The organism is Streptosporangium sp. CA-135522 (assembly GCF_050949235.1).
Taxonomy (GTDB): domain Bacteria; phylum Actinomycetota; class Actinomycetes; order Streptosporangiales; family Streptosporangiaceae; genus Streptosporangium.
Map to the genome: position 1 here is coordinate 3,535,751 of NZ_CP192026.1, position 24,522 is coordinate 3,560,272.

General features: G+C 71.6%; 20 protein-coding genes. 17 read left to right on the forward strand and 3 right to left on the reverse strand.

Features of this window, described 5'->3' with window-relative positions:
- Nucleotides 1-9: 9 nt before the first annotated feature.
- The 17 genes from ACQPYK_RS16675 (at nucleotide 10) to ACQPYK_RS16755 (ending at nucleotide 20,893) form a co-directional block, all read left to right on the forward strand.
- On the forward strand, nucleotides 10-1,224 hold the full coding sequence (locus ACQPYK_RS16675; protein WP_433256189.1) for an amidohydrolase: 1,215 nt from the start codon (nucleotides 10-12) through the stop codon (nucleotides 1,222-1,224).
- Nucleotides 1,225-1,493: 269 nt separating this feature from the next.
- On the forward strand, nucleotides 1,494-2,261 hold the full coding sequence (locus ACQPYK_RS16680; RefSeq protein WP_433256190.1) for a peptidoglycan recognition protein family protein: 768 nt from the start codon (nucleotides 1,494-1,496) through the stop codon (nucleotides 2,259-2,261).
- A 69-nt stretch (nucleotides 2,262-2,330) separates the two neighbouring features.
- Complete coding sequence (locus ACQPYK_RS16685) at nucleotides 2,331-4,226, forward strand: methylmalonyl-CoA mutase family protein (RefSeq protein WP_433256192.1); 1,896 nt, start codon at nucleotides 2,331-2,333, stop codon at nucleotides 4,224-4,226.
- Complete coding sequence (scpA, locus tag ACQPYK_RS16690; RefSeq protein ID WP_433256193.1) at nucleotides 4,223-6,400, forward strand: methylmalonyl-CoA mutase; 2,178 nt, start codon at nucleotides 4,223-4,225, stop codon at nucleotides 6,398-6,400. Before ACQPYK_RS16685 ends, scpA begins: the two co-directional genes overlap by 4 nt.
- Nucleotides 6,384-7,352, forward strand: a complete 969-nt coding sequence (meaB, locus tag ACQPYK_RS16695) for a methylmalonyl Co-A mutase-associated GTPase MeaB (protein WP_433256194.1) — start codon at nucleotides 6,384-6,386, stop codon at nucleotides 7,350-7,352. Before scpA ends, meaB begins: the two co-directional genes overlap by 17 nt.
- Before the next feature lie 546 nt (nucleotides 7,353-7,898).
- On the forward strand, nucleotides 7,899-9,293 hold the full coding sequence (locus ACQPYK_RS16700) for a cytochrome P450 (RefSeq protein ID WP_433256195.1): 1,395 nt from the start codon (nucleotides 7,899-7,901) through the stop codon (nucleotides 9,291-9,293).
- Nucleotides 9,290-10,174, forward strand: coding sequence for a terpene synthase family protein (locus tag ACQPYK_RS16705; RefSeq protein WP_433256196.1), 885 nt, complete (start codon nucleotides 9,290-9,292; stop codon nucleotides 10,172-10,174). The genes ACQPYK_RS16700 and ACQPYK_RS16705 overlap by 4 nt, the downstream gene beginning before the upstream one ends.
- Nucleotides 10,171-11,811 (forward strand): prenyltransferase/squalene oxidase repeat-containing protein, encoded by a 1,641-nt coding sequence (locus tag ACQPYK_RS16710; RefSeq protein WP_433256198.1) that lies wholly within the window; start codon nucleotides 10,171-10,173, stop codon nucleotides 11,809-11,811. The genes ACQPYK_RS16705 and ACQPYK_RS16710 overlap by 4 nt, the downstream gene beginning before the upstream one ends.
- A gap of 213 nt (nucleotides 11,812-12,024) precedes the next feature.
- Nucleotides 12,025-14,484, forward strand: a complete 2,460-nt coding sequence (locus ACQPYK_RS16715) for a nitrate- and nitrite sensing domain-containing protein (protein ID WP_433256200.1) — start codon at nucleotides 12,025-12,027, stop codon at nucleotides 14,482-14,484.
- A 96-nt stretch (nucleotides 14,485-14,580) separates the two neighbouring features.
- Entirely contained in the window at nucleotides 14,581-15,009 is a 429-nt protein-coding gene (locus tag ACQPYK_RS16720) for a roadblock/LC7 domain-containing protein (RefSeq protein ID WP_433256202.1), read from the forward strand.
- Nucleotides 15,006-15,392 (forward strand): DUF742 domain-containing protein, encoded by a 387-nt coding sequence (locus tag ACQPYK_RS16725; RefSeq protein ID WP_433256204.1) that lies wholly within the window; start codon nucleotides 15,006-15,008, stop codon nucleotides 15,390-15,392. The genes ACQPYK_RS16720 and ACQPYK_RS16725 overlap by 4 nt, the downstream gene beginning before the upstream one ends.
- Nucleotides 15,373-15,996 (forward strand): GTP-binding protein, encoded by a 624-nt coding sequence (locus tag ACQPYK_RS16730; protein WP_433256206.1) that lies wholly within the window; start codon nucleotides 15,373-15,375, stop codon nucleotides 15,994-15,996. The genes ACQPYK_RS16725 and ACQPYK_RS16730 overlap by 20 nt, the downstream gene beginning before the upstream one ends.
- A gap of 197 nt (nucleotides 15,997-16,193) precedes the next feature.
- Nucleotides 16,194-18,236, forward strand: a complete 2,043-nt coding sequence (locus ACQPYK_RS16735; protein WP_433256208.1) for a CehA/McbA family metallohydrolase — start codon at nucleotides 16,194-16,196, stop codon at nucleotides 18,234-18,236.
- Between the two features lie 56 nt (nucleotides 18,237-18,292).
- Nucleotides 18,293-18,748: a redox-sensitive transcriptional activator SoxR gene (gene soxR / locus ACQPYK_RS16740; RefSeq protein ID WP_433256210.1), complete on the forward strand. Its 456-nt coding sequence runs from the start codon at nucleotides 18,293-18,295 to the stop codon at nucleotides 18,746-18,748.
- Nucleotides 18,749-18,946: 198 nt separating this feature from the next.
- The gene (locus ACQPYK_RS16745) at nucleotides 18,947-19,528 is read left to right on the forward strand and encodes a maleylpyruvate isomerase N-terminal domain-containing protein (protein WP_433256211.1); all 582 of its coding nucleotides are present in this window, start codon (nucleotides 18,947-18,949) and stop codon (nucleotides 19,526-19,528) included.
- Nucleotides 19,529-19,562: 34 nt separating this feature from the next.
- Complete coding sequence (locus ACQPYK_RS16750; RefSeq protein ID WP_433256213.1) at nucleotides 19,563-19,988, forward strand: protease inhibitor I42 family protein; 426 nt, start codon at nucleotides 19,563-19,565, stop codon at nucleotides 19,986-19,988.
- 107 nt (nucleotides 19,989-20,095) lie between these two features.
- Nucleotides 20,096-20,893 carry a polyphosphate kinase 2 family protein gene (locus ACQPYK_RS16755; RefSeq protein ID WP_433256215.1) on the forward strand — a complete coding sequence of 266 codons (798 nt, stop codon included), beginning with the start codon at nucleotides 20,096-20,098 and terminating at the stop codon, nucleotides 20,891-20,893.
- A gap of 97 nt (nucleotides 20,894-20,990) precedes the next feature.
- Here ACQPYK_RS16755 and ACQPYK_RS16760 read toward each other — a convergent pair whose 3' ends face one another.
- The 3 genes from ACQPYK_RS16760 to ACQPYK_RS16770 form a co-directional block, all read right to left on the reverse strand.
- Complete coding sequence (locus ACQPYK_RS16760; protein WP_433256216.1) at nucleotides 20,991-21,674, reverse strand: hypothetical protein; 684 nt, start codon at nucleotides 21,672-21,674, stop codon at nucleotides 20,991-20,993.
- Complete coding sequence (locus ACQPYK_RS16765) at nucleotides 21,671-23,266, reverse strand: substrate-binding domain-containing protein (protein WP_433256218.1); 1,596 nt, start codon at nucleotides 23,264-23,266, stop codon at nucleotides 21,671-21,673. The genes ACQPYK_RS16760 and ACQPYK_RS16765 overlap by 4 nt, the downstream gene beginning before the upstream one ends.
- Nucleotides 23,267-23,352: 86 nt before the next feature.
- A complete protein-coding gene (locus ACQPYK_RS16770; RefSeq protein WP_433256219.1) occupies nucleotides 23,353-24,522 on the reverse strand; it encodes a toxic anion resistance protein in 1,170 nt (389 codons plus the stop codon).

A 24,522-nucleotide genomic window follows, 5' to 3' on the forward strand; every position in this document is an offset into this window, starting at 1 on the left:
GGGAAGACGATGAGCGAGCTGCTGCTGCGCGACGCCCGGATCCAGGGCCACGAGGGTCCCGTCGACCTGCTGATCCGGGACGGCCGGATCGCCGAGCTCCGCGAGCTCCGCGAGCTCCGCGAGCCCCGTGAGTCCCCGGAGTCCGGAGGGGACGGGCGGCACGGCGTCGAGGAGCTGGGCGGCAAGCTCGTGCTCCCCGGCCTCGTCGACGGTCACGCCCATCTGGACAAGTCGCTGTGGGGCGGCCCCTGGGTGCCGCACGACGCGGCTCCCGGTCTGATGGGCAAGATCCGAAACGGCCAGGAGCGGCGGCCGGAGTTCGGCGTTCCGAATGCCGACTTCGTGACCGCGCTGCTGGAGAACATGACCGCCTGTGGCACCACCCACGTCCGGTCGCACGTGGACGTCGACCCCCTGGTGGGCCTGGGCTCGGTCGAGGCGGTCCGCGAGGCCGTCGAGCGGCACGGCGGCCGGATCACCGCCGAGCTCGTCGCCTTCCCGCAGGCCGGCATGCTGATCAGTCCCGGCACCGAGGCGCTGCTGGAAGAGGCGCTCAAGGCCGGGGTCGAGACGATCGGCGGGCTCGACCCGGCGGGGGTGGACCGGGATCCGGTCCGGCACCTGGACGCCGTGTTCGCCCTGGCCGAGCGGTACGGCGCGGGCGTGGACGTCCACCTGCACGACGGCGGCACGCTCGGCGCCTGGCAGTTCGAGCTGATCATCGAGCGGACCCGGGTGCTCGGCCTGGGGGGCAAGGTCACCATCAGCCACGCCTTCGCCCTCGCCGACGCCGATCCCGACACCCGGGACCGGCTGATCTCCGGCCTGGCCGGAGCCGGGATCGCCCTCGCCTCGGTCGCGCCGAACAGGGGCCTGCTGCCGCTGCGCCGGCTCAGCGAGGCCGGGGTCCCCGTGACGCTGGGCAACGACGGTGTCCGCGACCTGTGGAGTCCCTTCGGCACCGGCGACATGCTGGAGCGCGCCATGTTCCAGGCCAAGGGCACCGGGCCCCGCGACGAGGACATCGAGCTCGCCCTGGACGCCGCGACCTACGGCGGCGCCCGCGCCCTGGCCCTGCCGGACTACGGGCTGACCGTGGGCGACCACGCCGACCTGGTGGTGGTGGACGCCCGTAACGCGGCCGAGGCCGTGTGCGTGCGTCCGCGCCGGTCCCTGGTGGTCAAGTCCGGCCGGATCGTCGCCCGCGACGGCGATCTCGTCTGACCGCCTCGGTGCCGGGAACGGCGGACCCGGCCGGCGTGCGGGGCCGACGGCGATCCGGCTGCCCGCCCTGCCCGCTGGAAGACGCCGGGCGGGGTGTTTGGGCGGTCGCCTCCTGGATAGAGGATGGCTGTTTTTCTACCGGAATCTTGCACAGAGCCCTGTTCCATGACGATCTGCTGGTAGGTCAGATGGTAAAACCCGCCATACAGCGACGTGCCACCCATTACGCTCCGGTAGGCCTCAGTCACTAGAACCGTGGGAGAAGTCTCGTGGCCATCGATCTTGTCACCCGTCGCGAGTGGGGGGCCCGTGAGCCGCGCGGTTCCTACGGCCGGCTCGGCTCCACCAGAGGCGTGAAGGTCCACTACACCGGCGGTCAGGTCAGTCCGGACATCGTCAACGACCACGCCAAGTGCGTGGCCCTGGTGAGGTCCATCCAGAGCCATCACATGGACGGCAACGGCTGGATCGACATCGGATACAGCATGCTCTGCTGTCCGCACCGGAAGGTGTTCGAGGGCCGCGGGCCCGGCCACCTGCCCGCCGCCAACGGGGCCGGACTCAACAGCGGCCACTACGCCGTGCTGGGCCTGGTCGGCTCGACCGGGTTCACCCGGCCGACCGACGACGTCCTGCACGCCATCCTCGACGCCGTCGAATACCTCCGGGACAAGGGCGGCGCGGGCAACGAGATCAAGGGCCACCGGGACGGCTACTCCACCGACTGCCCCGGCGAGCCGCTGTACGCCTGGGTGAGGCGGGGCGCTCCCCGCCCCGGCGGCGGGGACAACCCGCCGCAACCGCACCCGCCCTTCCCCGGCAGGGTCCTCACCTACCCGCCGGTCATGATCGGCGAGGACGTCCGCACCTGGCAGCGGCAGATGAGCAGGCGCGGCTGGAACATCGACGTCGACGGCATGTACGGCGAGGCCTCCCGCGAGGTCTGCCGCGGATTCCAACGGGAGAAGGGCCTGTCCGCCACCGGCGCCGTCAACCGCGCCACCTGGCAGGCCACCTGGGAGGAGCCGGTGACCTGACCCGGCCGGCGACGGGCCGACCGGACCCCGGGGGCGCGTTCCATCGCGGCGGCGCTTACTATCCGGTTCATGACGGTGCCGCCTGAGGAACTTCGACCGGCCGCCGGTTTCCCGCCGACCACGCGGGAACGGTGGCGCGAGCTGGCGCTCGGGGTCCTGCGAAAGTCCGGCGTCGAGGCCGGTTCTCCGGAGGAGGCCCTGTCCTTCCTGACCTACGACGGCGTGACCGTCGCGCCGCTCTACGACGCCTCGGACCTTCCGGGCGATCCGGGCCTGCCGGGATCGGCTCCCTACATCCGCGGCTCCCGGCCGGAGGGCGGCGGCTGGGACGTCAGGCAGCGCCACGAGGTGGCCGACCCCGAGGCGGTCCTCGCCGATCTGGAGAACGGCGTCACCTCGCTCTGGCTCGCCCTGGAGCCGGAAGACCTGCCCCGGGTCCTGGAGCGGGTCCACCTGGAGCTGATCTCGGTCACCCTGGACGCGGGGGAGCGGACCCGGGAGGCGGCCGAGGCACTGTTCGCGGTGGCCGAGGGGAAGAAGGCCGCCGCGGGGACCGCGTCCGCCGAAGCCGCGGGGACCGCGTTCGCGGAAAGCGCCCGCGAGGGCGGCGAGGCCTCCCGGTGGAGAAGGCCGGGCGAGCTCGCCGGCAACCTGGGCGCCGACCCGCTCCGCGACCCGGAGACGGCGATCGATCTGGCCCGGCGCTGCGCCGCGGACTTCCCGGACCTGCGGGCCATCGTCGTGGACGGCACGCCGTACCACGACGCGGGCGGCAGCGACGCCGAGGAGCTCGGCTGCTCCGTCGCGGCCGGGGTGACGGCCCTGCGGGTCCTGACCGGCGCCGGCCTCACGGTCGAGGAGGCGCTCGGGCAGCTGGAGTTCCGTTACGCCGCCACAGCCGACCAGTTCCTCACCATCGCCAAACTCCGCGCCGCCCGCCGGCTCTGGGCGCGCGTCGCCGAGGTGTGCGGGGCCGGGCGGACCGCGAGCGGGGCGGGCCAGCGCCAGCACGCGGTGACCGGCTCGGCCATGATGACCGCCCGCGACCCGTGGGTGAACATGCTCCGCACCACGCTCGCCTGTTTCGCCGCCGGCGTGGGCGGCGCCGACGCGGTGACGGTGCAGCCGTTCGACGCCCGCCTCGGTCTGCCGGACGCCTTCGCCCGTCGCATCGCGCGCAACACCCACGCGCTGCTCGTCGAGGAGGCCGCGGTGGCGCGGGTGATCGACCCGGCGGGCGGCTCCTGGTACGTGGAACGGCTCACCGCCGAGCTGGCCGGCAAGGCCTGGGAGTGGTTCCAGGAGATCGAGCGCGCGGGCGGCATGGCCGCGGCCGTGGAGGCGGGGCTCGTCACCGAGCGGATCGCCGCCACCTGGCGACGGCGGGCGGACAACATCGCCCACCGCCGCGACCCGATCACCGGGGTGAGCGAGTTCCCCAACCTCGCCGAGCGGCTTCCGGCCCGCCGGGCACATCCCCGGCAGGCGCCGGGCATCCGGTACGCCCAGGAGTTCGAGGCGCTGCGTGACCTGGCCGATGCCCAGGAGAGCCGGCCGAGCGTGTTCCTGGCGACCATCGGCCCGGTGGCCGTGCACACGGCCAGGGCGTCGTTCGCGGCCAACCTCTTCCAGGCCGGGGGCATCGCCACCCTGACCGCCACCCCCGCCGCCCCCGCCGCGCCTGGCGTGGACCCCACCGCCCCCGCCGCGCCTGGCGTGGACCCCGGCCGGATCGCCGCCGCGTTCACCGCCAGCGGTGCGAGGGTCGCGTGCCTGTGCTCCAGCGACCGGCTGTACGGCGAGCACGCCGAGGCCGTGGCCGCCGCGTTGAAGCGGGCGGGGGCGGTGAGAGTCTGGCTGGCGGGCAAGGGAGAGTTCGCCGGTGTGGACGCCAACCTCTACGCCGGATGCGACGCGCTCGGCGTGCTCCGCACGACCTTCGACGACCTGGGGGTGCCTCGATGATTCCCGACTTCTCCGGAATCGGGCTGGAGGGCGGGTCCGCGACGCCGGACCCGGCCGGATGGGCACGAGCCGTGCGGGAGGCGACCGGGAAGGCCCCGGACGACCTGGTGTGGGAGACGCCCGAGGGAATCGGGGTCAAGCCGCTCTACACGGCCGAGGACCTGGCCGGGCTGGACTTCCTGGCCACCTACCCGGGCGCCGCGCCGTACCTGCGCGGGCCGTACCCGACCATGTACGTCAACCAGCCGTGGACCATCCGGCAGTACGCCGGCTTCTCCACCGCCGAGGAGTCCAACGCCTTCTACCGGCGCAACCTGGCGGCCGGGCAGAAGGGCCTGTCGGTCGCCTTCGACCTGGCCACCCATCGCGGCTACGACTCCGACCACCCGCGCGTGGCCGGTGACGTCGGCATGGCGGGGGTGGCGATCGACTCCATCTACGACATGCGGCAGCTCTTCGACGGGATTCCCCTCGACAGGATGAGCGTGTCGATGACCATGAACGGCGCCGTGCTGCCGGTGCTCGCGCTCTACATCGTGGCCGCCGAGGAGCAGGGGGTGGCCCCCGAGCAGCTCGCCGGGACCATCCAGAACGACATCCTCAAGGAGTTCATGGTCCGCAACACCTACATCTACCCGCCCGAGCCGTCGATGCGGATCATCTCCGACATCTTCTCCTACGCCAGCGAGAAGATGCCGAAGTTCAACTCGATCTCGATCTCGGGCTACCACATCCAGGAGGCCGGGGCCACGTGCGACCTGGAGCTGGCCTACACCCTGGCCGACGGCGTGGAGTATCTGCGGGCGGGTGTCGAGGCGGGCCTCGACATCGACAGGTTCGCGCCGCGCCTGTCGTTCTTCTGGTGCATCGGCATGAACTTCTTCATGGAGGTCGCCAAGCTGCGGGCCGCCCGGCTGCTCTGGGCGCGTCTGGTGGCCGGGTTCGGGGCGCGAGATCCCAAGTCCCTGTCGCTGCGGACCCACTCGCAGACCTCCGGCTGGTCGCTCACCGCCCAGGACGTGTTCAACAACGTCGTGCGCACCTGCGTCGAGGCGATGGCCGCCACGCAGGGCCACACCCAGTCGCTGCACACCAACGCCCTCGACGAGGCCCTGGCGCTGCCCACCGACTTCTCCGCCCGGATCGCCCGCAACACCCAGCTCCTGCTCCAGCAGGAGTCGGGCACCTGCCGGGTGATCGACCCCTGGGGCGGCTCCTACTACGTCGAGCGGCTCACCCATGAGCTGGCCCGCAAGGCCTGGGGGCACATCGAGGAGGTCGAGGCTGCGGGGGGCATGGCCAAGGCGATCGGCCAGGGCCTGCCGAAGCTGCGCATCGAGGAGGCCGCCGCCCGCACCCAGGCGCGCATCGACTCCGGCCGCCAGCCGGTCATCGGCGTCAACAAGTACCGGCCCGACGCGGACGAGGCCATCGACGTGCTCAAGGTCGACAACACCTCCGTCCGCGCGCAGCAGCTCGACAAGCTCCGCCGCCTGCGTGAGGAGCGGGACGCCGACCAGGTGGCCCAGGCCCTGGAGGCGCTCACCAAGGGGGCGGCGGGCGACGGCAACCTGCTCGCGCTGTCCATCGAGGCGGCCCGTGCCAAGGCCACGGTCGGGGAGATCTCCGACGCGCTGGAGCGGGTGTTCGGCAGGCACGCCGGTCAGGTCCGTACGATCTCCGGGGTGTATCGCGAGGAGGTGGGGTCCGGCGTGGACGAGGTCCGTACGGCGTGCGCGGAGTTCGAGCGCCTGGAGGGGCGCCGCCCGCGGATCCTGGTGGCCAAGATGGGGCAGGACGGGCACGACCGGGGGCAGAAGGTGATCGCCACCGCCTTCGCCGACCTCGGGTTCGACGTCGACGTCGGCCCGCTGTTCCAGACGCCCGAGGAGGTCGCCCGCCAGGCGGTCGAGGCCGACGTGCACGTGGTGGGGGTCTCCTCGCTGGCGGCCGGGCACCTGACACTGGTGCCCGCGCTCCGCGGGGCGCTCGCGGAGCTGGGCGCCGACGACATCATGATCGTGGTCGGCGGCGTCATCCCGCCGGGTGACTTCGACGAGCTGCGCGCCGCCGGCGCCGCCGCCATCTTCCCGCCCGGAACCGTGATCGCCGACGCCGCCCGCGGCCTGCTCGGCGACCTTCTCACCCGGCTGGGCCATGCCGCGGACGCTTGAGGACTATCTCCGGGGGGTGAAGGAGGGCTCGCGCACCTGGATCGCGCGGGCGATCACGCTGGTGGAGTCGTCCAGGGCCGACCACAGGGAGCTGGCCCAGCGACTGCTGGTCGAGCTGGGCCCGCTCGCCGGCAGGGCGCGCCGGATCGGCATCACCGGCGTGCCGGGCGTCGGCAAGTCCACCTTCATCGACGCCCTCGGCGTGCTCCTGACCGGGCAGGGGCACCGGGTGGCGGTGCTCGCCGTCGATCCGTCGTCCACCCGGACGGGTGGCAGTATTCTCGGCGACAAGACCAGGATGTCCCGTCTGGCCGCGGACCCGGCCGCCTTCATCCGTCCCTCGCCCACCTCCGGCACCCTGGGCGGAGTCGCCAGGGCCACCCGTGAGGCCATGGTGGTGGTGGAGGCGGCGGGATACGACGTCGTGCTCGTGGAGACCGTCGGCGTCGGCCAGTCGGAGACCGCCGTCGCCGACATGGTGGACACCTTCCTGCTGCTCGCCCTGGCCAGGACCGGGGATCAGCTTCAGGGCATCAAAAAGGGGGTCCTGGAGCTCGCCGACGTGATCGCCGTCAACAAGGCGGACGGTCCGTACGAGCTGGACGCCAGGAAGGCGGCCAGGGAGCTGGCGGGGGCGTTGCGGCTGCTCCGCTCCGAGCGCGCGGTACCGGTGCTGACCTGCAGCGGACGGGAGGGCACCGGCTTGGAGGAACTCTGGCGGCAGCTCGTCCAGCACCAGGATGCCATGGCGGCCTCCGGTGAGCTGTCCGCCCGCCGCCGCCGGCAGCAGGTCGCCTGGACCTGGTCTATGGTCACCGAGCGCCTGCTGACCAGGCTTCGCGAGCACCCCGGGGTCGCCGAGATCACGGTCGAGGTCGAGCGGGAGGTCGAGGCCGGGACCCTGACGCCCGCACTCGCCGCCGACCGTCTCCTGGCGGCCTTCAAGCACTGATGCGACCGCTCGCCGCGCGTTCGTGGACTGAAGGCCGCCCTGCGCTTTCTCACCGTGAAGGCGGACCTGCCATAGGGCGGGTGAGATGCGCCCCGGCGGGACCCCGCAGGGTAAGCACGCAAGGAAAATAACTACTCTGCGTGACTTCAGGTCGAGAAGTGAGTTGCCTACTGTATTCGCATCCTGTGAATTCTCGGTTAAATGCCGGTGATTCGTCCGCGGTGCTGAAGCGGTTGACCGGTACCAAACTTGATCACCGGTGCTGGATCGTGCGATACTTTGCCAAAAGAGCTGCGAATGTCGTAATAAAGTACTTTTTAGATATGTGAGTGGGAAAGGCGTACAGCGAGGCGCGGGAAGGTTGCGGAGGGGCTGCCGGTCGACCGGCCCTGATCTGCTTCCCGTGCGAGCGCCGGCCACGACGCGGTGGCCGGGATAAGGCGGCTGAAGCGCGGCGGCCGGGTGCCGGATCGCGCCCGCACATCTCATGTGCCGCCACGGCGCCACGGCGTGGGTTCACGCCGCACCAGGTGGGAGAGCTTAACGATGTCGACCGATGCGACAGTCCGGCCTGTCCGGCGGGCCAGGTCCGTTCCGATACACCGGGCTCTGCCCGAACTGGCGCGTGAGCCGGCGGCCGCGCTCGCGGGGTTCGCGCGGGAGGCCGGCGGGAAGGTCGTCCGGCTGGAGCTGGGGCCGTTCCGCCCCTACCTGGTGACACATCCCGACGACGTCCAGCAGGTGATGCGTCTGGAGTGGACGAACTACCGGCGCGTGGGGACGTTCTGGCGGCCCCTGGAGCGGATTTTCGGGCAGAGCATCATGAGCGACGGCGCGCACTGGCACAACAGCCGCGAGATCCTGCAACCCCTGTTCACCGCGCGTTACATCGCCACGATCGCCGACGAGGTGGCCGCCAGCGTCGCCGGGCGCATCGAGGAGTGGGACGAGCACGTCCGCACCGAACGGGACGTCAACGCCGCCGAGGAGATGGCCGGCATCCTCAGCTACATCGTCAACCGGGTGCTGTTCGGCGACAAGCTGAGTCGCGAGGACGGGGAGCGCATCATCCCCGCCTTCGACCGGGTATCCCACTCGCTCGTCTACCGGTTCCTCATGCCGTTCATGCCCTATTCCATCCGCGTGCCCCGTGACAAGGCCTTCCTGAGGGCCGTCGAACAGATCGACGACGTGGTGTTCCCCGTGGTCCGCAGGGCGATGGCCGCCTCCGGCGGCCAGGGGGAGGGCACCGATGTCATCTCCGTGCTCTGCCGCTCCACCGACGAAAACGGCGAGGCGCTCACCGACGTGCAGATCCGCGACGCGCTGGTCAGCGTGTACGCCGCGTCGTCGGAGACCACCGCGATGGTTCTCACCTGGCTGTGGCCGCTGCTGGAGCGGCATCCGCGGGTCGCGGCCCGGCTCCAGGAGGAGATCGACGAGGTGGTCGGCGCCGGACCGGCCCGGCCCGAGCACATCCCCCGGCTCCGCTACACCCGCATGGTCCTGATGGAGACCCTGCGCCTGTACCCGGCCGGCTGGCTGCTGCCCCGGCAGGTCATGGAAGACGCGGAGATCGGCGGCGTACGGGTCAGGAGCGGCTCGACGGTGCTGATCTGCCCCTACGCCACGCAGCGGCTTGAGGAGTTCTGGGAGCGCCCGGACGAGTTCGATCCCGAGCGGTTCGCGCCCGAGAACGGAGAACGCCCTCACCGGTACGCCTACTTCCCCTTCGGGGGCGGCCCGCACAAGTGCCTGGGCGAGCACCTGTTCCACGTCGAGGTGCCGCTCGTGGTCGCGTCCATCCTCAGCCGGTTCCGCGTGTCGGTGCGCACCCCGGGTCCGTTCACCACGGCGTGGGCCGCCTCGCTGCGTCCCCGGCAGAAGGTCGAACTGGGCATAGGACTCGCCGGGCACGACCGCGCCGGGATCGGCCGATGACGGCCCGACCCGATCACGGCGTCCGGCCGACGGCCGCGGAGTGCGGGGCGATCTGCGCCGGAGCCGGCCGGTCGCAGCGGGACATGCGCGAGTGGGCGGAGGCCTACCCGGGCCTTTTCTCCGCCCGGCCGTTCGACGCCGCGCTGTACAGCACGCTGTCACTGGCCATGGCGTTCAGCGGGCCGTGGTTCACCGCCGAGCAGTTGCGGATGGCGAACAAGGCCTCCCTGTGGGCGTTCGGGCTGGACTGGCTGGTCGACTACGTCGCCGGCACCGAGCGCGAAGCGGAACAGGTCGCCCGCCGATGCCTGGACGTGGCCGCGGGCGGCCCGCCGGTCCCCGGCGACGACCTCACCCGTATGCTCGCCGACATCCGCGACGAGCTCGCGTCCTCGCCCGCGTTTCCCACGCTCGGACCGGTCTGGCGTGAGGAACTGGAGCGCATGCTGGACGGGATGCTCACCGAATGGCGCTGGAAGAGCGACAAGGTCACACCCGCCTTCGAGGAGTATCTCGGCAACGCCGACAACCTCGGCTTCTCCTTCGTGTTCGCCGCCCACTGGATCCACGTCACGGGCGACGGCCAGGTCGCGGACGTCGACGGGCTACGCGAGGCGGGCCGGGCCGTTCAGCGAGTCATCCGCCTGCTCAACGACCTGGGCACCTACGAGCGGGACGTCGTCTGGGGGGATCTCAACGCCCTCCTGCTCGGCGGCGACCGCGTCGAGGTCGAGCGGCGAATCGCCGAGCTCGCGGCCCGGAGCCGGGAACTCATCACCCCCCTTCGGGACGCCCATCCCGAGCTGGCCGGTTACATGGAGCGGCAGATGGACTTCTGCGCCGGGTTCTACCAGGTCGGCGACTACTGGGGGACGCTGTGAGCGTCGACGGCCTGACCGCCCCTCCGATATGGGGCCTTCACGTCCCCGACGTCCAGGGGGAGACGAGCGTGGCCGCGCAGGCCCAGGAACTGGTCGCCGGGCTGGTGGCCGAGCCATGGGGCCAGGTGTCCGCCTCGCCGTACGAGACCGGCCGGGTGGTCAGCCTGGCGCCCTGGCTGGCCGGGCACGCCGAGCGGGTCGGCTTCCTGCTCGGTGCCCAGCGGGCGGGCGGCGGCTGGGGGTCGCCCGGGGCCTACGGCCTCGTTCCCACCCTGAGCGCGGTCGAGGCGCTCCTGGCCGAGCACCGGCGGGAGAGTCCCTGCGCCGACCCGGCCCTGCTGGGCGAGGCCGCCTGCCGCGGGCTGCGGGCCGTGCAGGGCTGGTCGCTCACGGGGCTCGCAGAGGCCCTGCCCGACATGCCGGCGATCGAGCTCATCGTGCCCTCGCTGCTCTCCCTGATCGACGGACACCTCGACGGCCCCGGACCGCTGCCGGGCATGAGCGACGCCAAGCTGGCGACGGTCAGGCGGTGGCTGACGTCGGGCGCGGCGATCCCCCAGAAGCTCGTCCACGCGCTGGAGGTCGCGGGAGGGGAGGCGACCGCGGCCTCCGGGGTCGTTCCCACCCCGATGCCCGGCGGGATGGCGGCCGTCGGAGCATCGCCCGGGGCGAGCGCCGCCTGGCTGGCCGTGCCGTCCCGGCCCGGACGCGACGCCGAGCGGCAGGACGGCGTCACGCCGCCCGGCCCGGGGCGGTCCGCCGAGGAGACGGCACCCGTGCGGAGGTACCTGGAAGCGGTCGTCGCCTCCTTCGGCGGGCCGGTGCCGTGCGCCCTGCCCATCACCGTCTTCGAACGCGGCTGGACGCTGAGCTGGCTGCTGCGTGCGGGTATCGCCGTGGACGTGCCGCCGGAACTGGCCGCGAGCCTGCGGGACGGGCTCGGCCCGGACGGGGCCGCCGCGGGGCCGGGGCTGCCGGCCGACGCCGACACCACCTCCATGGCCCTGTACGCGCTGGCGCTGCTCGGCGAGCCGCGCGAGCCTGAGGGGCTGTGGCCGTTCGAGACGGACAGCCACTTCTGCACCTGGCGTGGGGAGGAGGGGATGTCCCCGACGACCAACGCCCACGTTCTCGACGCCTTCGGCGAGTACGCGCGCAGATGCGGCGGCGATCTCCGCCACGCGGCCGTCGTGGCCAAGCTGGCGGCCTGGCTGCGAGGCCGCCAGGAGGCGGACGGGAGCTGGCTGGACCGCTGGCACGTCTCGCCGTACTACGCCACGGCCTGCTGCGCGATCGCGTTGAGCGAGTTCGGCGGCGAGGAGTCGCAGGGCGCGGTGGGCAGGGCCGTGGACTGGGTGCTCGACACCCAGCACGGGGACGGCTCGTGGGGCCGGTGGGAGGGCACCGCGGAGGAGACCGCCTACGCGCTGCAGACCCTGCTGCTGGCCGGCGCCGCGCACGGCGGGCGACGGCGTCCGGCCGTGGAGCGCGGCCACCGCCGGCTGCTGGCCACGCGCGATCACGAAGTGCCGCTCTGGGTCGACAAGGATCTGTACCTGCCGGTGGCGATCGTCCGGGCGGCCGTTCTGGGAGCGCTTCATCTGGCGGAGCGGACAATGAATCTTACGAGAGAGTAACTCACATTGAAAAATCGACCGTAAATCCATAAATGGGACAGAAGGCCATTTTTGGCGATCTCGCCTTGAGTCTATTTGTTGGCATTGCTAGGGTGCAGCGGGTGCGATGTGGGATGTCCTGCTGATCCGCGCAATGCGGCGACCGGTGATGTGTAAGCGTTGATTGCCGCATAACGTGCCGTCTATTTCTTTCTGTTTCCCGGGGTGGATGCTATGCGCTTGCGCAACGCGCGCTTGCGGACCAAGATCACGGCACTACTGGTGTCACTCATCGCGCTCTGGGGTTTCGCGGCGTGGGTGACGGGCCGTGACGGCCTGAACATGCTGGGTGTGGCCACACTCAACTCCAACGTGGCCGAGCCGAGCGAGCGGCTCATCGTCGAGTTACAGGCCGAGCGACGGCTCACCGCGATCACGCTGGGCGAGCCCGGTACGGAGGTCCGGCGGCGGGAGGCACTGTCCGCCCAGCGCAAGCGCACCGACGAGGCCGGCGCGAACTTCCGGGAACTCACCGGCGGCGGCGGGGTCCGGTGGCTGGGAAGTGCCGAGCTCGAGAATCGCATCGCCGGAACCCGCCGGTTGCTGGACGGCCTGGCGGCCACGCGCAAGGCGGTCGACGCCGGGCGGACGGATCGGTCGCGGGCGGTCGTGGCGTTCACCGGCGTCGTCGACTCCATCTTCCGCGTCTACGACTCCATGGCCACGCTGGACGACGAGGACATCGCCAACGACACGCGCACGCTCATCGTCATGAACCGGGCCCGCGACATGCTGGCCCAGGAAGACGTCCTGGTGGTGGGCGCCCTGACGGCGGGCCGGTTCACCGACGGCGAGCGCGTCCAGCTGACGCAGATCGTCGGCACCCGGCGTTTCCTGGTCGATCAGGCGGTGGTCGATCTGCCCGCCGCCGACCAGAACGCCTACCGGCGGCTGGCCGGCAGCGAGCAGTTCACCCAGCTTCGGACCTTGGAAGACCTGCTGATCGAGGACGAGAACGCGGTGCCGGCCGGGCTGATCGACGCCTCGCGGTGGAGCGCCGTCGCGCAGCCGGCCCACTCCCGGCTGGCCGAGGTCGTGCTCACGGCCGGCGCCGGAGTGGTCGAGCGGGCCGCCCCCGTCGCGACCGGCGTCATCGTACGGCTCGCGCTCGCCGGCGGTCTGGGGCTGCTGGCGGTCGTCGCCTCCGTCGTCCTGTCCATCACCACGGCGCGGGCTCTGATCAAGCAACTGGAGAAGCTACGGCTGGCGGCCTGGGAGCTGGCCAACGAGCGGCTGCCCTCCGTCGTCGAGCGGATCGGCCACGGGCAGGAAGTGGACATCGCGGCGGAGGCGCCGCCGCTGGAGTTCGGCAGCGACCAGATCGGCCACGTCGGCCAGGCGTTCAACGCCGTGCAGCAGACCGCGATCAAGGTGGCGGCCGAGCAGGCGCAGCTCCGGCGCGACATCGCCGACATCCTTCGCAACCTCGCCCGCCGCACCCAATCGCTCGTCCACCGCCAGCTCAGCGTGCTGGACGTGATGGAGCGCCGGGAGAACGACCCGCAGGAACTACGGGACCTGTTCCGGCTCGACCACCTGGCGACCCGCATGCGCCGCTACGCGGAGAACCTGCTCGTCCTGTCCGGCGCGGCCCCCGGCCGCGCGTGGCGCGACTCGGTGCCGATGATCGACGTGGTCCGCGGCTCGCTGGCGGAGATCGAGGACTACACCCGGGTGGACGTGCTGCCCCTGGGAGACGTCGCGCTGGACGGGCGGGCCGTGAGCGACGTCATCCACCTGATCGCCGAGCTGGTCGAGAACGCCGCCTCCTTCTCCCCGCCCTACACCACCGTGCAGGTCAGCGGGCACATCGTCGCCCACGGATACGCCATCGAGATCGAGGACCGGGGCCTGGGCATGAGCCCGGAGGACATCGCCGCGGCCAACGAGCGGATCGCCAACCCGCCCGAGCTCAAGCTGGCGGGCAACGCCCGACTGGGGCTGTACGTGGTCAGCCGCCTGGCCGAGCGGCACGAGATCCGGGTCACCTTCAAGGCCTCGCCGTACGGCGGCACGACGGTCGTCGTGCTGATCCCGCAAGAGCTCATCACCGAGCAGCCGGAGCCCGACACCGTCGTCAGCGTCCCGCAGGCCCGCACGGCGGTCACGGGCGCGCCGGCCGGCGGGATGCCCGACATCTTGCTCCGCGACCCGCCGGCGATCGCCGGGGGAGGTGATTTCGCGCGCGGCCCGGCCGGAGAACTCGCCGATGGGCCGTTCGACGCGGACTCGACCGGCGGACCGTTCGACAGGAGGGACAGGGCCATCGAGGAGAGTCTCCGGGCGGTGACACCGCCCCCGCGGCGAGAGAGCGCCGAGCCGCCCACGGGCCGTCACGCGGCCGCGGGCCTGCCCGGTGCCACCTCCCCGCTGCCCCCCGTCATGCCCGCGCCCGACACCAGCCACACGCCGGGCGGCCTGCCGCGCCGCGTCCCCCAGACGCATCTGGCCGCCCCGCTGCAGGACGACGGGCCGCCGGCACCTCCGGCCGATGACGACGACGAGCGCTCACCGGAGACGATCCGCGCGGCCATGGCGTCCTTCCAGGCCGGCACGCGCCGCGGCCGATCGGAAGCGGCACAGCTGCTGGAGAGAGGTGCCGACCCCGCGAGCGGGGGAGAGACCGACGTGTGACGCCAGTGATGATCTCGATTCGCGCGTGCCGGCCCGGCGCCGACGAGCCGTCAGAGACCGGCGACCGAACACCCGCCGGCAGAAAGAGGACAACGAGTGGTGCAGGGAACAGGATCTTTCACCGACCTGGCCTGGTTGCTGGATGACCTGGTCGCGCGAGTGGGGGAGGCCGAACACGGAATCGTCTTCTCCGCCGACGGCCTGCTGCTGGCGGCGTCTGCGGGGTTCGACCAGGCCGACGCCGAGCACCTGGCCGCCGTGGGCTCGGCGATCCAGAGCCTGGGACGAGGGGTCAGCGACCGGGTCGAAGGCGGCGCGGTGCGCCAGACCATCATCGAGATGCGCTCGGCGTATCTGGTCGTGACCGCCGCCGGGCAGGGAGCCTGCCTGGCGGTGCTCTGCACGCAGGAGGCCGACGTCGGCCTCGTCGCCTACGAGATGGCCATGCTCGTCACCCGGGTCGGCCAGTACCTCACCTCGCCCGCGCGCGCGGCGGAGCCCGGCAAGGACGACACCCCGCGATGAGCCCCCACGAAGAGCGTCCCGACGCGCAGTGGGTGGGGGAGGAGGCAGGGCCCATCGTCCGGCCCTACGTTCTCACCCGGGGCAGGACCGAACCGACCCAGGGCAGGTTCGACCTCATCACCCTGGCGGTGACCGTCCGCTTCACCTCACCGAGGGAGGTCGGCCTCGATCCGGAGTGCCTGGCCATCGTGCGGTTCTGCCACCAGCCCCAGTCGGTCGCGGAGATCGCCGCGCACATGAACCTTCCGGCAGGCACCATCCGTGTCCTGCTCAGCGACCTGCTCGACCAGGGATTCATCGCCCTGCAAGAGCCCCATTCGGAGACGGACATGCACGACGAGAGGCTGTACAGGGCGGTGCTCGATGGACTCCGTGCACTCTAGCCGTGACGCCGGGCGGGTCAAGCTGCCCAAGGCGATCAAGATCCTGGTCGCCGGCGGCTTCGGAGCCGGCAAGACCACGCTGGTCGGCGCGGTCTCCGAGATCGAGCCATTGCGCACCGAGGAGACGCTGACCCACCGGGGCGTCGGCGTCGACGACCTGTCCGGGGTGGAGACCAAGCAGACGACCACCGTCGCGATGGACTTCGGCCGCATCACCATCGGGGACGCCTACCGGCTCTACCTGTTCGGCACCCCGGGACAGGAACGGTTCTGGTTCCTGTGGGACGAGCTGGCGCTCGGCGCGATGGGTGCGGTCGTCCTGGCCGACACCCGCAGGCTGGCCGACTGCTTTCCCTCCCTCGACTACTTCGAGCGCCGCGAGACGCCCTTCATCGTCGCGGTCAACTGCTTCGACGGGGCCCGCCGCTACGACCTCGACGAGGTCCGGCTCGGGCTGACCCTCCACCCGGACATCCCGGTCGTGTTGTGCGACGCGCGCAGGCGGGAGTCCGGCAAGAAGGTGCTGATAACCCTTGTGGAGCACGCGATGAGAATGCGCCTGGGCACCGCGCCGTCCTCTGACAGCGCGGCGCCGGTGACCTGACCCCGCCTGCGGAATCGGGCAGATCACACGGGCCCGGGATGGGTACCGACCGTCTTGGGAATCGCTTCTTCTCCCAAATAGGGATAAATCAACTCTTCGGGTGCCCTGTGCTCTCAGTGACCCGTGGCGGAGATGCCACGATGGCGGAGATCGAGAGACGACGGCGATCAAGAGGGCGCCACCACGGGGAGAGACTCATGTGCGATGATCCGGCGCTGCCCGACGCGCTGCCCGACGCGCTGCCCGACGATGTGGCGCGGGCGCTGGAGAGCTATCGGGCGCTGCTCGCCGAGCACGGGGTCACCTGGGGCGAGGATCCCGTCTTCTGCGTCAGGTCCATGTCCACCGACGCCTACCTGATGGGTACCACTACCTTCTGGGAAGTCTGCTACGGCATGGCCCTCGCCCGTCACCCGGGGGCCTCCCCGTCCGAGCTACGTGAGCGGCTCACCGAGCTCGACATGGACGAGGTCGTGCGCAACGTCCTGGCCGGGAGGGTGCCCGACAACCTCGCCGCCCTCCGGCTCACCGCGGAGGGCCTCACGCTCGAGGCACGCGCGCAGGCCGTACTGGACGCGGAGCCCCTGCGCACGACGCTGCTGGTCGACTCCACCCGCGACCGGCCGGTCACCGTGCTGGTGGACGGCCACGCGCACGAGGTCGGTCCGCACGGTGCCCGGCTCATCAAGATCACAAGTGGCAGTGAGGTGATCGCCGGCGGTGAGCGCGTGGATCTCGCACCCCTGACCCGCCCCACCGTGGCCGCCCGCCTGCGGTTGCGCGCGGGTTTTCCCTGCAAGTGGAGCGTGTACGGCGAGCACGGGCAGGGCTGGTACCCCGAGGACGCGCCGGCCAGGCGCGACTACCACGTCAGGCCCTACTTCCACGGAGACGACGTCGTGCTGGACGTTCCGGCCGAGCCGCTGACCGTGCGGGTGTCCAGGGGGATGGAGTACGGCTCCGCCGAAGTCGAGCTCACTCCCGTCCCCGGCGCGGAGACCCTGGTCGAGCTGGCCCCCGAGCGGCTCTACGACGCCGCGGCCCGCGGCTGGTACGGCGGGGACATGCACGTCCACCTCAACTGGGCCGGCGACATGGTCGGCACGCCGCGCCTGGCGGCGGCCATGCAGCACGGCGAGGACCTGCACGTGCTCAACCTGGTCGCCGGGAACGTCTCCTCCGACCGGGTCTACGACGCCGAGGCGCTATCGCACTGGGCGGGCCGGGACCTGCCGTGGTCGGACACCACCCACCTGGCCAGGATCGGCGTCGAATACCGCAACGACCTGCTCGGCCACCTGTACGCGTTCGGGGTCTGCGCGCCGCCCTCGCGCTTCCACACCGGCTTCCTGGGCGCCGCGGACTGGCCGCCCAACAGCGTCGCCTGCCGGGAGCTGCGCGGCCTCGGCGCGATCATGGGCTACAGCCATCCCTTCCACGCCCCGGTATCCGACGACGCCGCCCCGGGCAAGGCTCTGGCGTGGGGGCGCAACTGCTCCTCCCGGGAGATCGTCGCCGACGCGGCACTCGGCCTGGTGGACAGCCTCGACGTGCTCAACCACAGCTCGATCACCGCGACCGCCGTCGTCTACCGACATCTGATCGGCGCGGGCAACCGGATCGCGGTCACCGCGGGCACCGACGCGATGGTCTCCTTCGCCCGGCGCGGAAACCAGTCCAACCCACCGGGCTGGGCCCGGGTCTACGCCCACCTGGAGGGCCCGCTCACCGCCGAGGCGTTCGCCGAGGCGATCCGGCGGGGGCGCACGTTCGGCACCACCGGCCCCTGGCTGGAGCTGTCGGTCGACGGGCACGGGCCGGGCGCCACCCTGGACCTCTCGCCCGGAGATCGGGTCACGGTCACCGTGAGATCGGTCGGCCCCGAGGTGGAGAGACTGGAGATCCGCACCGCCGACGGTGTCCTGGCCGCCGGGCCGCCCGCCGAACTGGCCGCCGAACTGGTCGTCGGCGACCCCACCTACGTCGTCGCCGTGGCCGCCGGCGGCCCGCACGAGCGCGCCTTCACCACCGGCGCCTATGCCCACACCAGCCCGGTCTACCTCGACGTCGGCGGCCGCCACGTGGCCAGGGAACGAGACGTCCGCTGGTGCCTGGAGTGGCTGGACGGCATGGAGGCGCTGCTTGGCGAGCAGGGCGTGTTCGACACCGCCGGGCAGCTCGGCGACCACCTGGAGCTGATCGATCAGGCGAGGAAGGTCTACCGGACCCGCCTGGCCTGACCACCGGTGCGGCCGAACTTGAATATGGGTTCAAGTTCGGGGCTAGGGTTGCCGGTATGCCGGAATCCACGATGATCGCTAAGGAACTGACCATCGGTGAGCTGTCCGAGCGCAGCGGCGTGCCCGCCTCCGCGCTGCGCTTCTACGAGCGGGAGGGGCTCATCCACAGCCGGCGCACCACCGGCAACCAGCGCCGCTACCACCGGACCACCCTGCGCCGAGTGGCGTTCATCCGCGCCTCGCAGAGCGTCGGCATGCCGCTGTCGGTGATCGGGGAGGTGCTGGGCTTCCTGCCGGCGAACGTCCCGCCCACCCGCGAATTCTGGGTGCGGGCGTCGGAGTGCTGGAGCAAGGAGGTCAACGCTCGCATCGAGAAGATGGAGCGGATGCGCGACCGGTTCACCGAGTGCATCGGCTGCGGCTGCCTGTCGTTCGAGCAGTGCGCGCTGGTCAACCCGGGTGACACGCTGGCCGGACAGGGCCCGGGACCCCGGCGTCTGCTGGCGCCCTGAACCGACCGGGCGGCCCGGAGAGCCCGGTGCTCCGGGTAACTCCGGGGAGCAGGGCCCGGCGCCCGGCGGTGCTCCGGAACGCCCCTGGCCCGTCCCGGCCAGTCCCGTCCCGTTCCGTCACGGGGCCGGTCCGGCCCGGGGCCGCCCCGTTCCGGCGGCGGTCCGTTTCTCTGGAAAGATCGCCCAATGGACGCGAACATGATCCTTCGTGTGGCGGGCGAATCCCGGGCCCATCTCGAATCGGCACTCGATCGCGACTGGGAGCGGGCGATTCCCGGCATGGAGTGGACCGTCGCCCAGGCGGTCGCGCACATCTCCGACACCATCCTGTGGTACGCCACGGATTTCGCCGCCGGACGGCGTGAGCTCAGCACGATGGACCTGCGGGTGCGGCCGGAGAGCTCGCCGGCGGACCTGGCCGCCACCCTCGGGGCGTTCGCCACGGTCGTGGCCAGGGTCGTCCAGGGCGCCCCGGCCGGCGCGCGCGGCTGGCATCCGTACGGCATGGCCGACGCCTCCGGGTTCGCGGGCATGTCCTGCGACGAGATGCTGATGCACACCTACGACGCCTCCCTGGGCCTGCGGCTGCCGTTCACCCCGTCGGCCGAGCTGAGCGAGCCCACCTTGCGCCGGCTGTTCCCCTGGGCCCCGAACGACACCGATCCTTGGCAGACGCTGCTGTGGGCCAACGGCCGTGCCGACCTTCCCGGCCATCCCCGCCAGAGCTCCTGGCGCTGGCACTGCGCCCCGCTGGAGGAGTGGGACGGCACGGCCCCCTGAGGCGCCGACCTCCGCGGTCGCTACTGTGAGCTGCGTGATTCACCGAACGGGCTTGATCGTCCTGCTGCTGGTGGCGCTCGTCGCGGGATGCGGCACCGGAGCCGCCGTCTACAACTTCGGCGTCGTCGTGCACGGGGGTGCCGGCAGGACCGAGGAGGTCCGGCTCACCCCCGGCCAGCGCTTCTCGCTCGCCATGGACGAGAACGCCTCCGCCGGAGACAGCTGGCGGATGGGGGACCTGCCGGACGTCAAGGTGGCCTCGTTCATCAGCGAGGAGCTCCGGGCCGCCGAGGATGGCGGCGCGGGCGAGGTTCGCTACTTCGTCTTCAACGCCAAGTATCCCGGCACGGTCACCATCGTCCTGTCCAACTGCCGGCGCTGCCCGGCCGGCCAGATGTCCGCCGCCGAGCTGAGCAGGCGCGCCTCGGGCGAGGCGACTTTCCGGATCACGGTCGCCTGACCCCTGATCACGGTCGCCGAGCTCCGGATCGTCGTCATCCGGCCGTCCGCACCGGCACCGCCCGGGTGGGTGGCCGCCTTCCCGCCGGTAATGCGAGGCTGATGTCCATGAATCGGTTGTCTCAGGTTGATCTGTCGCAGAAGCTGCCGAAGAAGGAAGCCGCCGAGCGGCTCGACGCCGCGTTGGAACGCCTGCTGCGCCTGCGGCTCGTACTGGGCGGGCAGGTCGGTGAAAAGCGCATCGGCCCTCCGCTCTGCGCGGTGTTCGAAGGCTGGGACGCCTCGGGTAAGGGAGGAGCCATCAAACGGCTGGTGCGCCCGCTCGACCCGCGGCACGTGCGGGTCGCCCAGTTCGCGGCGCCCACCTACGACGAGAAGCGGCACCACTTCCTGTGGCGGTTCTGGCCGGTCCTTCCCGGTTGGGGCGGCATGGCGGTGCTCGACCGTTCCTGGTACGGGCGGGTGCTGGTGGAGAGGGTCGAGGGTTTCGCCACCGAGGAGCAGTGGTCGCGCGCCTACGGCGAGATCGTGGAGTTCGAGAGAACGCTCGTCGCCGAAGGCATGATCATGGTCAAGTTCTGGATGCACGTCTCCGAGGAGGAGCAGTTGCGGCGTTTCCAGGACCGGGCGGCCGACCCGCTGCGAGCCTGGAAACTCACCGACGAGGACTGGCGCAACCGGGAGAAGCGTCCGCAGTACGAGGCCGCCGTGGAGGACATGCTCTCCCGCACCGACCATCCGAAGGCTCCCTGGCACGTGGTCGCGGGAGACGACAAGCGGCTGGCCCGCGTCACGGTCGTGGAGACGGTCTGCGCCGCGATCGAGGCGGAACTGCTGTCCCGGGGCCACGATCTGCGCGATGCCGATGCCGATGCCGGTGCCGGTCCGGCGCCGACGCGCGGGTGACCGGAGCGCAGCGGTCCGCCCGGCGGACGCGCGGCCGGATCCGCCGCGCGGCCGCCCCGCTACAGGTCCAGGTCGGATCCGCCGCTTGACCGCTCCGCTACAGGTCCAGGTCGGATCCGCCGAACCGCTCCCGTAGGAAACGGCCCTGGTCGCGCAGGGCCTGCTCGTCGCCCCGGTGCACGGCCCCGGCCACCTCGCGGAGCTTGGCCTCCAGCAGGTCGAGCTGGGCCAGGAGCTCCTCGTGGGCGCTGCGCTCGCGGTCCGTGCGACGGCTGAGGGCGTAGGCGCGGGGCAGGTTGGCGTAGGCCTCCAGGCTGGCCGGCAGGTAGTCGCGGATCGTCTGGGAGACGATGTGCAGGTGGTCGGGGGAGATGGTCAGCACCTCCGCCCGGCCCAGGACGCCGCTGAGCACGTCGGCCAGTCCGCCGAGCCGGGCCTGCACGTCGGCGGGGAATCGCTGTGAGCCCTCCACCTTGCGCAGCAGGGCGTCGAGGTCGGCGCGGAGCAGGCCGGTCTCGACCTCGGCATGGGAGACGGCCAGCCGGACCCGGTCAGGTGGGGCCAGCAGCGCGCCCACGCCGTACAGCCCGGCGACCACCACCGGCCAGAACGCGCCGGCCAGGCCGAGGAAGTGCGCCAGCGCCCCCAGCAGGGCCAGTGCGCAGCCGACGATGTTCCTGGTGGAGCCGAGATATCTCAGCGCCCGCTCAGCGGACACGGCCGCTCCCGTCCCCGCCGCCGGCTCGCCGGGCATGCGCCGGGCGGGCCATCGGATGATCACTGGTAGCCACGGATCTCCTTGAACGCCGAGGCCAGCGATCCGCTGCGGGCGTCGAAGACGGCGCCCCGGGTCAGCCTGGCTATCTTCCGCATCTCTTCCACGTCGCTCTCGCCGAACAGCACGACGAACGTCCGAACCCGCTGCTGCTCCAGGGGAAGCGTCCGATAGAACATCATGAACTCGTCGTAGGAGATGCCGTTGGTGTTCTCGCCGTCGGTCATCAGCACGACCGAGGTGTAGTGGTCCCGGCCGGTCGCGGCGGCCTGCTGGTAGGCGGCCCGCAACCCGTCGAAGATCGCGGTTCCGCCGCCCGCCCGGAGGTTCTCGGCGTAGGTCCTGATCTGCGCCAGGACCGGCTGCGGATCATGTTCGGGCAGCGCGAACGGCTGTGGCTGCCCGGCCGAGTCGTTGAACGGGATCATCACCACGCTCTCCCTGCTGCGGAAGCGGGAGAACGTGCCGGAGGCAGAGGTGTCGGCGCCGGTGAGCGTGACCAGCGCCTGGCGCAGCGCGTCGATCCGCCCGCCCTCCATCGACCCGGAGGTGTCCAGCACGAACAACGCCCGCGCGGGGACCCGCACCTCGTCGAGGTAGGCGGTGATCAACGCGTCGGCGGCGGCTCGGCGGTTGGGGAACGGCAGCTCCAGCAGCGGTGCCGTGCCGAACTCCGGTCCGGGCCGGACCCCCGGGATGATCGGCCGCCGGTGGGTGGTGGTCATGATCTCCCGTTGCGCCTCCGGTGTCCGCAGCCAGCCGGTCAGCTTGCCGTACAGCTCCTTCTTCTCCGGCCTGGCCGAGGCCAGCAGGGTGAGCGGGTAGTCGGCGGTGACCACGCCGTCGCTCGGATAGATCAGGCTCAGCCCCTTCATGCCGAGCAGCACCGACTCGTAGTTCACGATGCCGTCCACCCCGCCCTCCCGGGTGTAGGCGTCGGCCAGCCAGCCGGAGGACCCCGAGGTCAGTCGCTGGGCGGAGAAGAAGTCCTTGAGCTTGGGCGTGACCGCCGTGACCTGCTCGCCGCTCAGCGCCTCCCCGGCGTCCGACAGCGCGGCGGCCACCCCGACCAGCGCGGAGAAGCCCGAGTTGGAGGAGGCGGGGTTGGTCATGCCGAAGGTGAACCGTTTGCCGCGCGCGGCGGTCGCGATCTGCTCCCAGGTGACCGGCCGGTCCGCCCAGCCGAGTTCCTTCGCCTTGGCGGTCGTGAGGCCGAGGACCACGGGAGAGGACATGATCTTGGTCTCGGTGGACAGCCGGGCCGACGCGCCGTCGATCAGCGACAGGTAGCGGTTGGAGGAGAACCAGATCGCGTCGTAGGAGCCGTCCGCGCCGCCGCTCGCCACCTGCTCGGCGCCGTCCAGGGTTCCGGCGTAGGAGATCTTCACCTGCACGCCGGAGCGCCGCAGCATCGGCTCCAGGTCCTTGACCTCGCTGCCCGCCAGCACCCGCAGCACGTCCGGGCCGTCCTCGGGCGCGGCGCCCGGGGCGCACGCCGTCAGCGCGGCCAGCGCGGGCAGCGTCAGCAGCGCCAGTGCCACCGCCGCCAGCCGTACGGTGGACGGGACGGTCCGGCGGGGCGAAGACACAGAAGACACGGGAGACACAAGAGACAGCGGAGACATAGAGGACGCGGGAGACGCGGAGGACGGCGGAGCGGGCGGGGTCGGGGGAGGCGTCGCGCTCATGAGGCGGCCTCGGCGCGGTCGAGGTAGGTTCTGGCGTGTGCGAGTTCGGTGCTCAGGTTGTTCACGGTGATCGCCATGCTCTCGACGGCCTGCGAGCGGAAGCCGTCGATCATGTCCATGGTGGCGTAGACGTTGTCGAAGGCCCTGCGCAGCACGTCCATGTCGACGGTGGTGGAGGCGGCCTGGTTCTGGACGGCGCCGGCCTGGGTGCGCAGCATCTCGCTGGTGGCCAGGATCAGGTCTCCGGTGGTGGAGTTGAGCGCGGTGATCTGGTCCAGCACCAGCTTCTGGTTGGCCAGCGCCTGGGCCACGGTCACCGCGGTGCGCAGCGCGGCGATCGTCGTGGTGGTGGCCCGGTCCACGCCCTTGCTGAGCTCCAGGTTGTTCTTGCGGACCAGGTCGAGGGCCAGGTAGCCCTGGACGGAGACCGCGAGCTGGGTGAGGATGTCCTGGTGCTTCTGCCGTACGGCGAACAAGGCGTCGGAGCGTAGCGCGGTGGCCTTGTCGGGGTCGGTCGCGTCGAGGAGGAGGATGCGCTCGTCCAGCTCGGCGTCGAGCGCGGCGACCAGCACCGCGTACTCCTGCAGGCGGGTCATCGTCTCCCACAGGTTCGCCTTCTCGCCCTCGATCGCGGCGTTGTCCTTCAGCAGCTCGTCCTGGCCGGACCTCAGCGCCCGGATGATGTCGTCCAGATGCTTCTGGGCGCTCTGATACTTGGCGAAGTAGTCGCGCAGCCGGTCTCCGAAGGGGATCAGCCCCAGCAGCTTGCGGGGGCCGCTCGCCGCCTGTTTCGGATCGAGGTCCACCACCGTACGGCGCAGCGCGACCAGCCGGTCCGCCACCCGGCCCTGGGCGTCGGCCCCTTCCCCCTTGGCCGCCGCCAGGGCGGCCACCGGGCGCTTGAGCATCCGGTTGGCCACCTGGGAGGCGGAGCGGATCTCGGCGTCGCCCATCGAGGAGATGTCGCGCACCTTGCGGGTGAAGTCCGGCGCGCGGGGATCCATCGCGGCCAGTTCAGCGGCGAACCCCTGCGCCTTGACGGCGAGTTCTGCCTCGCGGCCGTCGGCCAGCGGGAGCATGGTGGCCGCTGTCGAGGCGGGCACGGCGGCCACCGGGGCCGGAGGGGTCAGGGTCAGTTCGCTGTCGGCCATGTCGCCGCCGGCCAT

Excerpts from the sequence above, each read along its gene's own strand:
- ACQPYK_RS16675 (WP_433256189.1), top strand. The coding sequence starts at position 10 with ATGAGCGAGCTGCTGCTGCGCGACGCCCGGATCCAGGGCCACGAGGGT.
- ACQPYK_RS16685 (WP_433256192.1), top strand. The coding sequence starts at position 2,331 with ATGACGGTGCCGCCTGAGGAACTTCGACCGGCCGCCGGTTTCCCGCCG.
- scpA (WP_433256193.1), top strand. The coding sequence starts at position 4,223 with ATGATTCCCGACTTCTCCGGAATCGGGCTGGAGGGCGGGTCCGCGACG.
- meaB (WP_433256194.1), top strand. The coding sequence starts at position 6,384 with ATGCCGCGGACGCTTGAGGACTATCTCCGGGGGGTGAAGGAGGGCTCG.
- ACQPYK_RS16700 (WP_433256195.1), top strand. The coding sequence starts at position 7,899 with ATGTCGACCGATGCGACAGTCCGGCCTGTCCGGCGGGCCAGGTCCGTT.
- ACQPYK_RS16705 (WP_433256196.1), top strand. The coding sequence starts at position 9,290 with ATGACGGCCCGACCCGATCACGGCGTCCGGCCGACGGCCGCGGAGTGC.
- ACQPYK_RS16715 (WP_433256200.1), top strand. The coding sequence starts at position 12,025 with ATGCGCTTGCGCAACGCGCGCTTGCGGACCAAGATCACGGCACTACTG.
- ACQPYK_RS16725 (WP_433256204.1), top strand. The coding sequence starts at position 15,006 with ATGAGCCCCCACGAAGAGCGTCCCGACGCGCAGTGGGTGGGGGAGGAG.
- ACQPYK_RS16730 (WP_433256206.1), top strand. The coding sequence starts at position 15,373 with ATGGACTCCGTGCACTCTAGCCGTGACGCCGGGCGGGTCAAGCTGCCC.
- ACQPYK_RS16735 (WP_433256208.1), top strand. The coding sequence starts at position 16,194 with ATGTGCGATGATCCGGCGCTGCCCGACGCGCTGCCCGACGCGCTGCCC.
- soxR (WP_433256210.1), top strand. The coding sequence starts at position 18,293 with ATGCCGGAATCCACGATGATCGCTAAGGAACTGACCATCGGTGAGCTG.
- ACQPYK_RS16745 (WP_433256211.1), top strand. The coding sequence starts at position 18,947 with ATGATCCTTCGTGTGGCGGGCGAATCCCGGGCCCATCTCGAATCGGCA.
- ACQPYK_RS16755 (WP_433256215.1), top strand. The coding sequence starts at position 20,096 with ATGAATCGGTTGTCTCAGGTTGATCTGTCGCAGAAGCTGCCGAAGAAG.
- ACQPYK_RS16770 (WP_433256219.1), bottom strand. The coding sequence starts at position 24,522 with ATGGCCGGCGGCGACATGGCCGACAGCGAACTGACCCTGACCCCTCCG.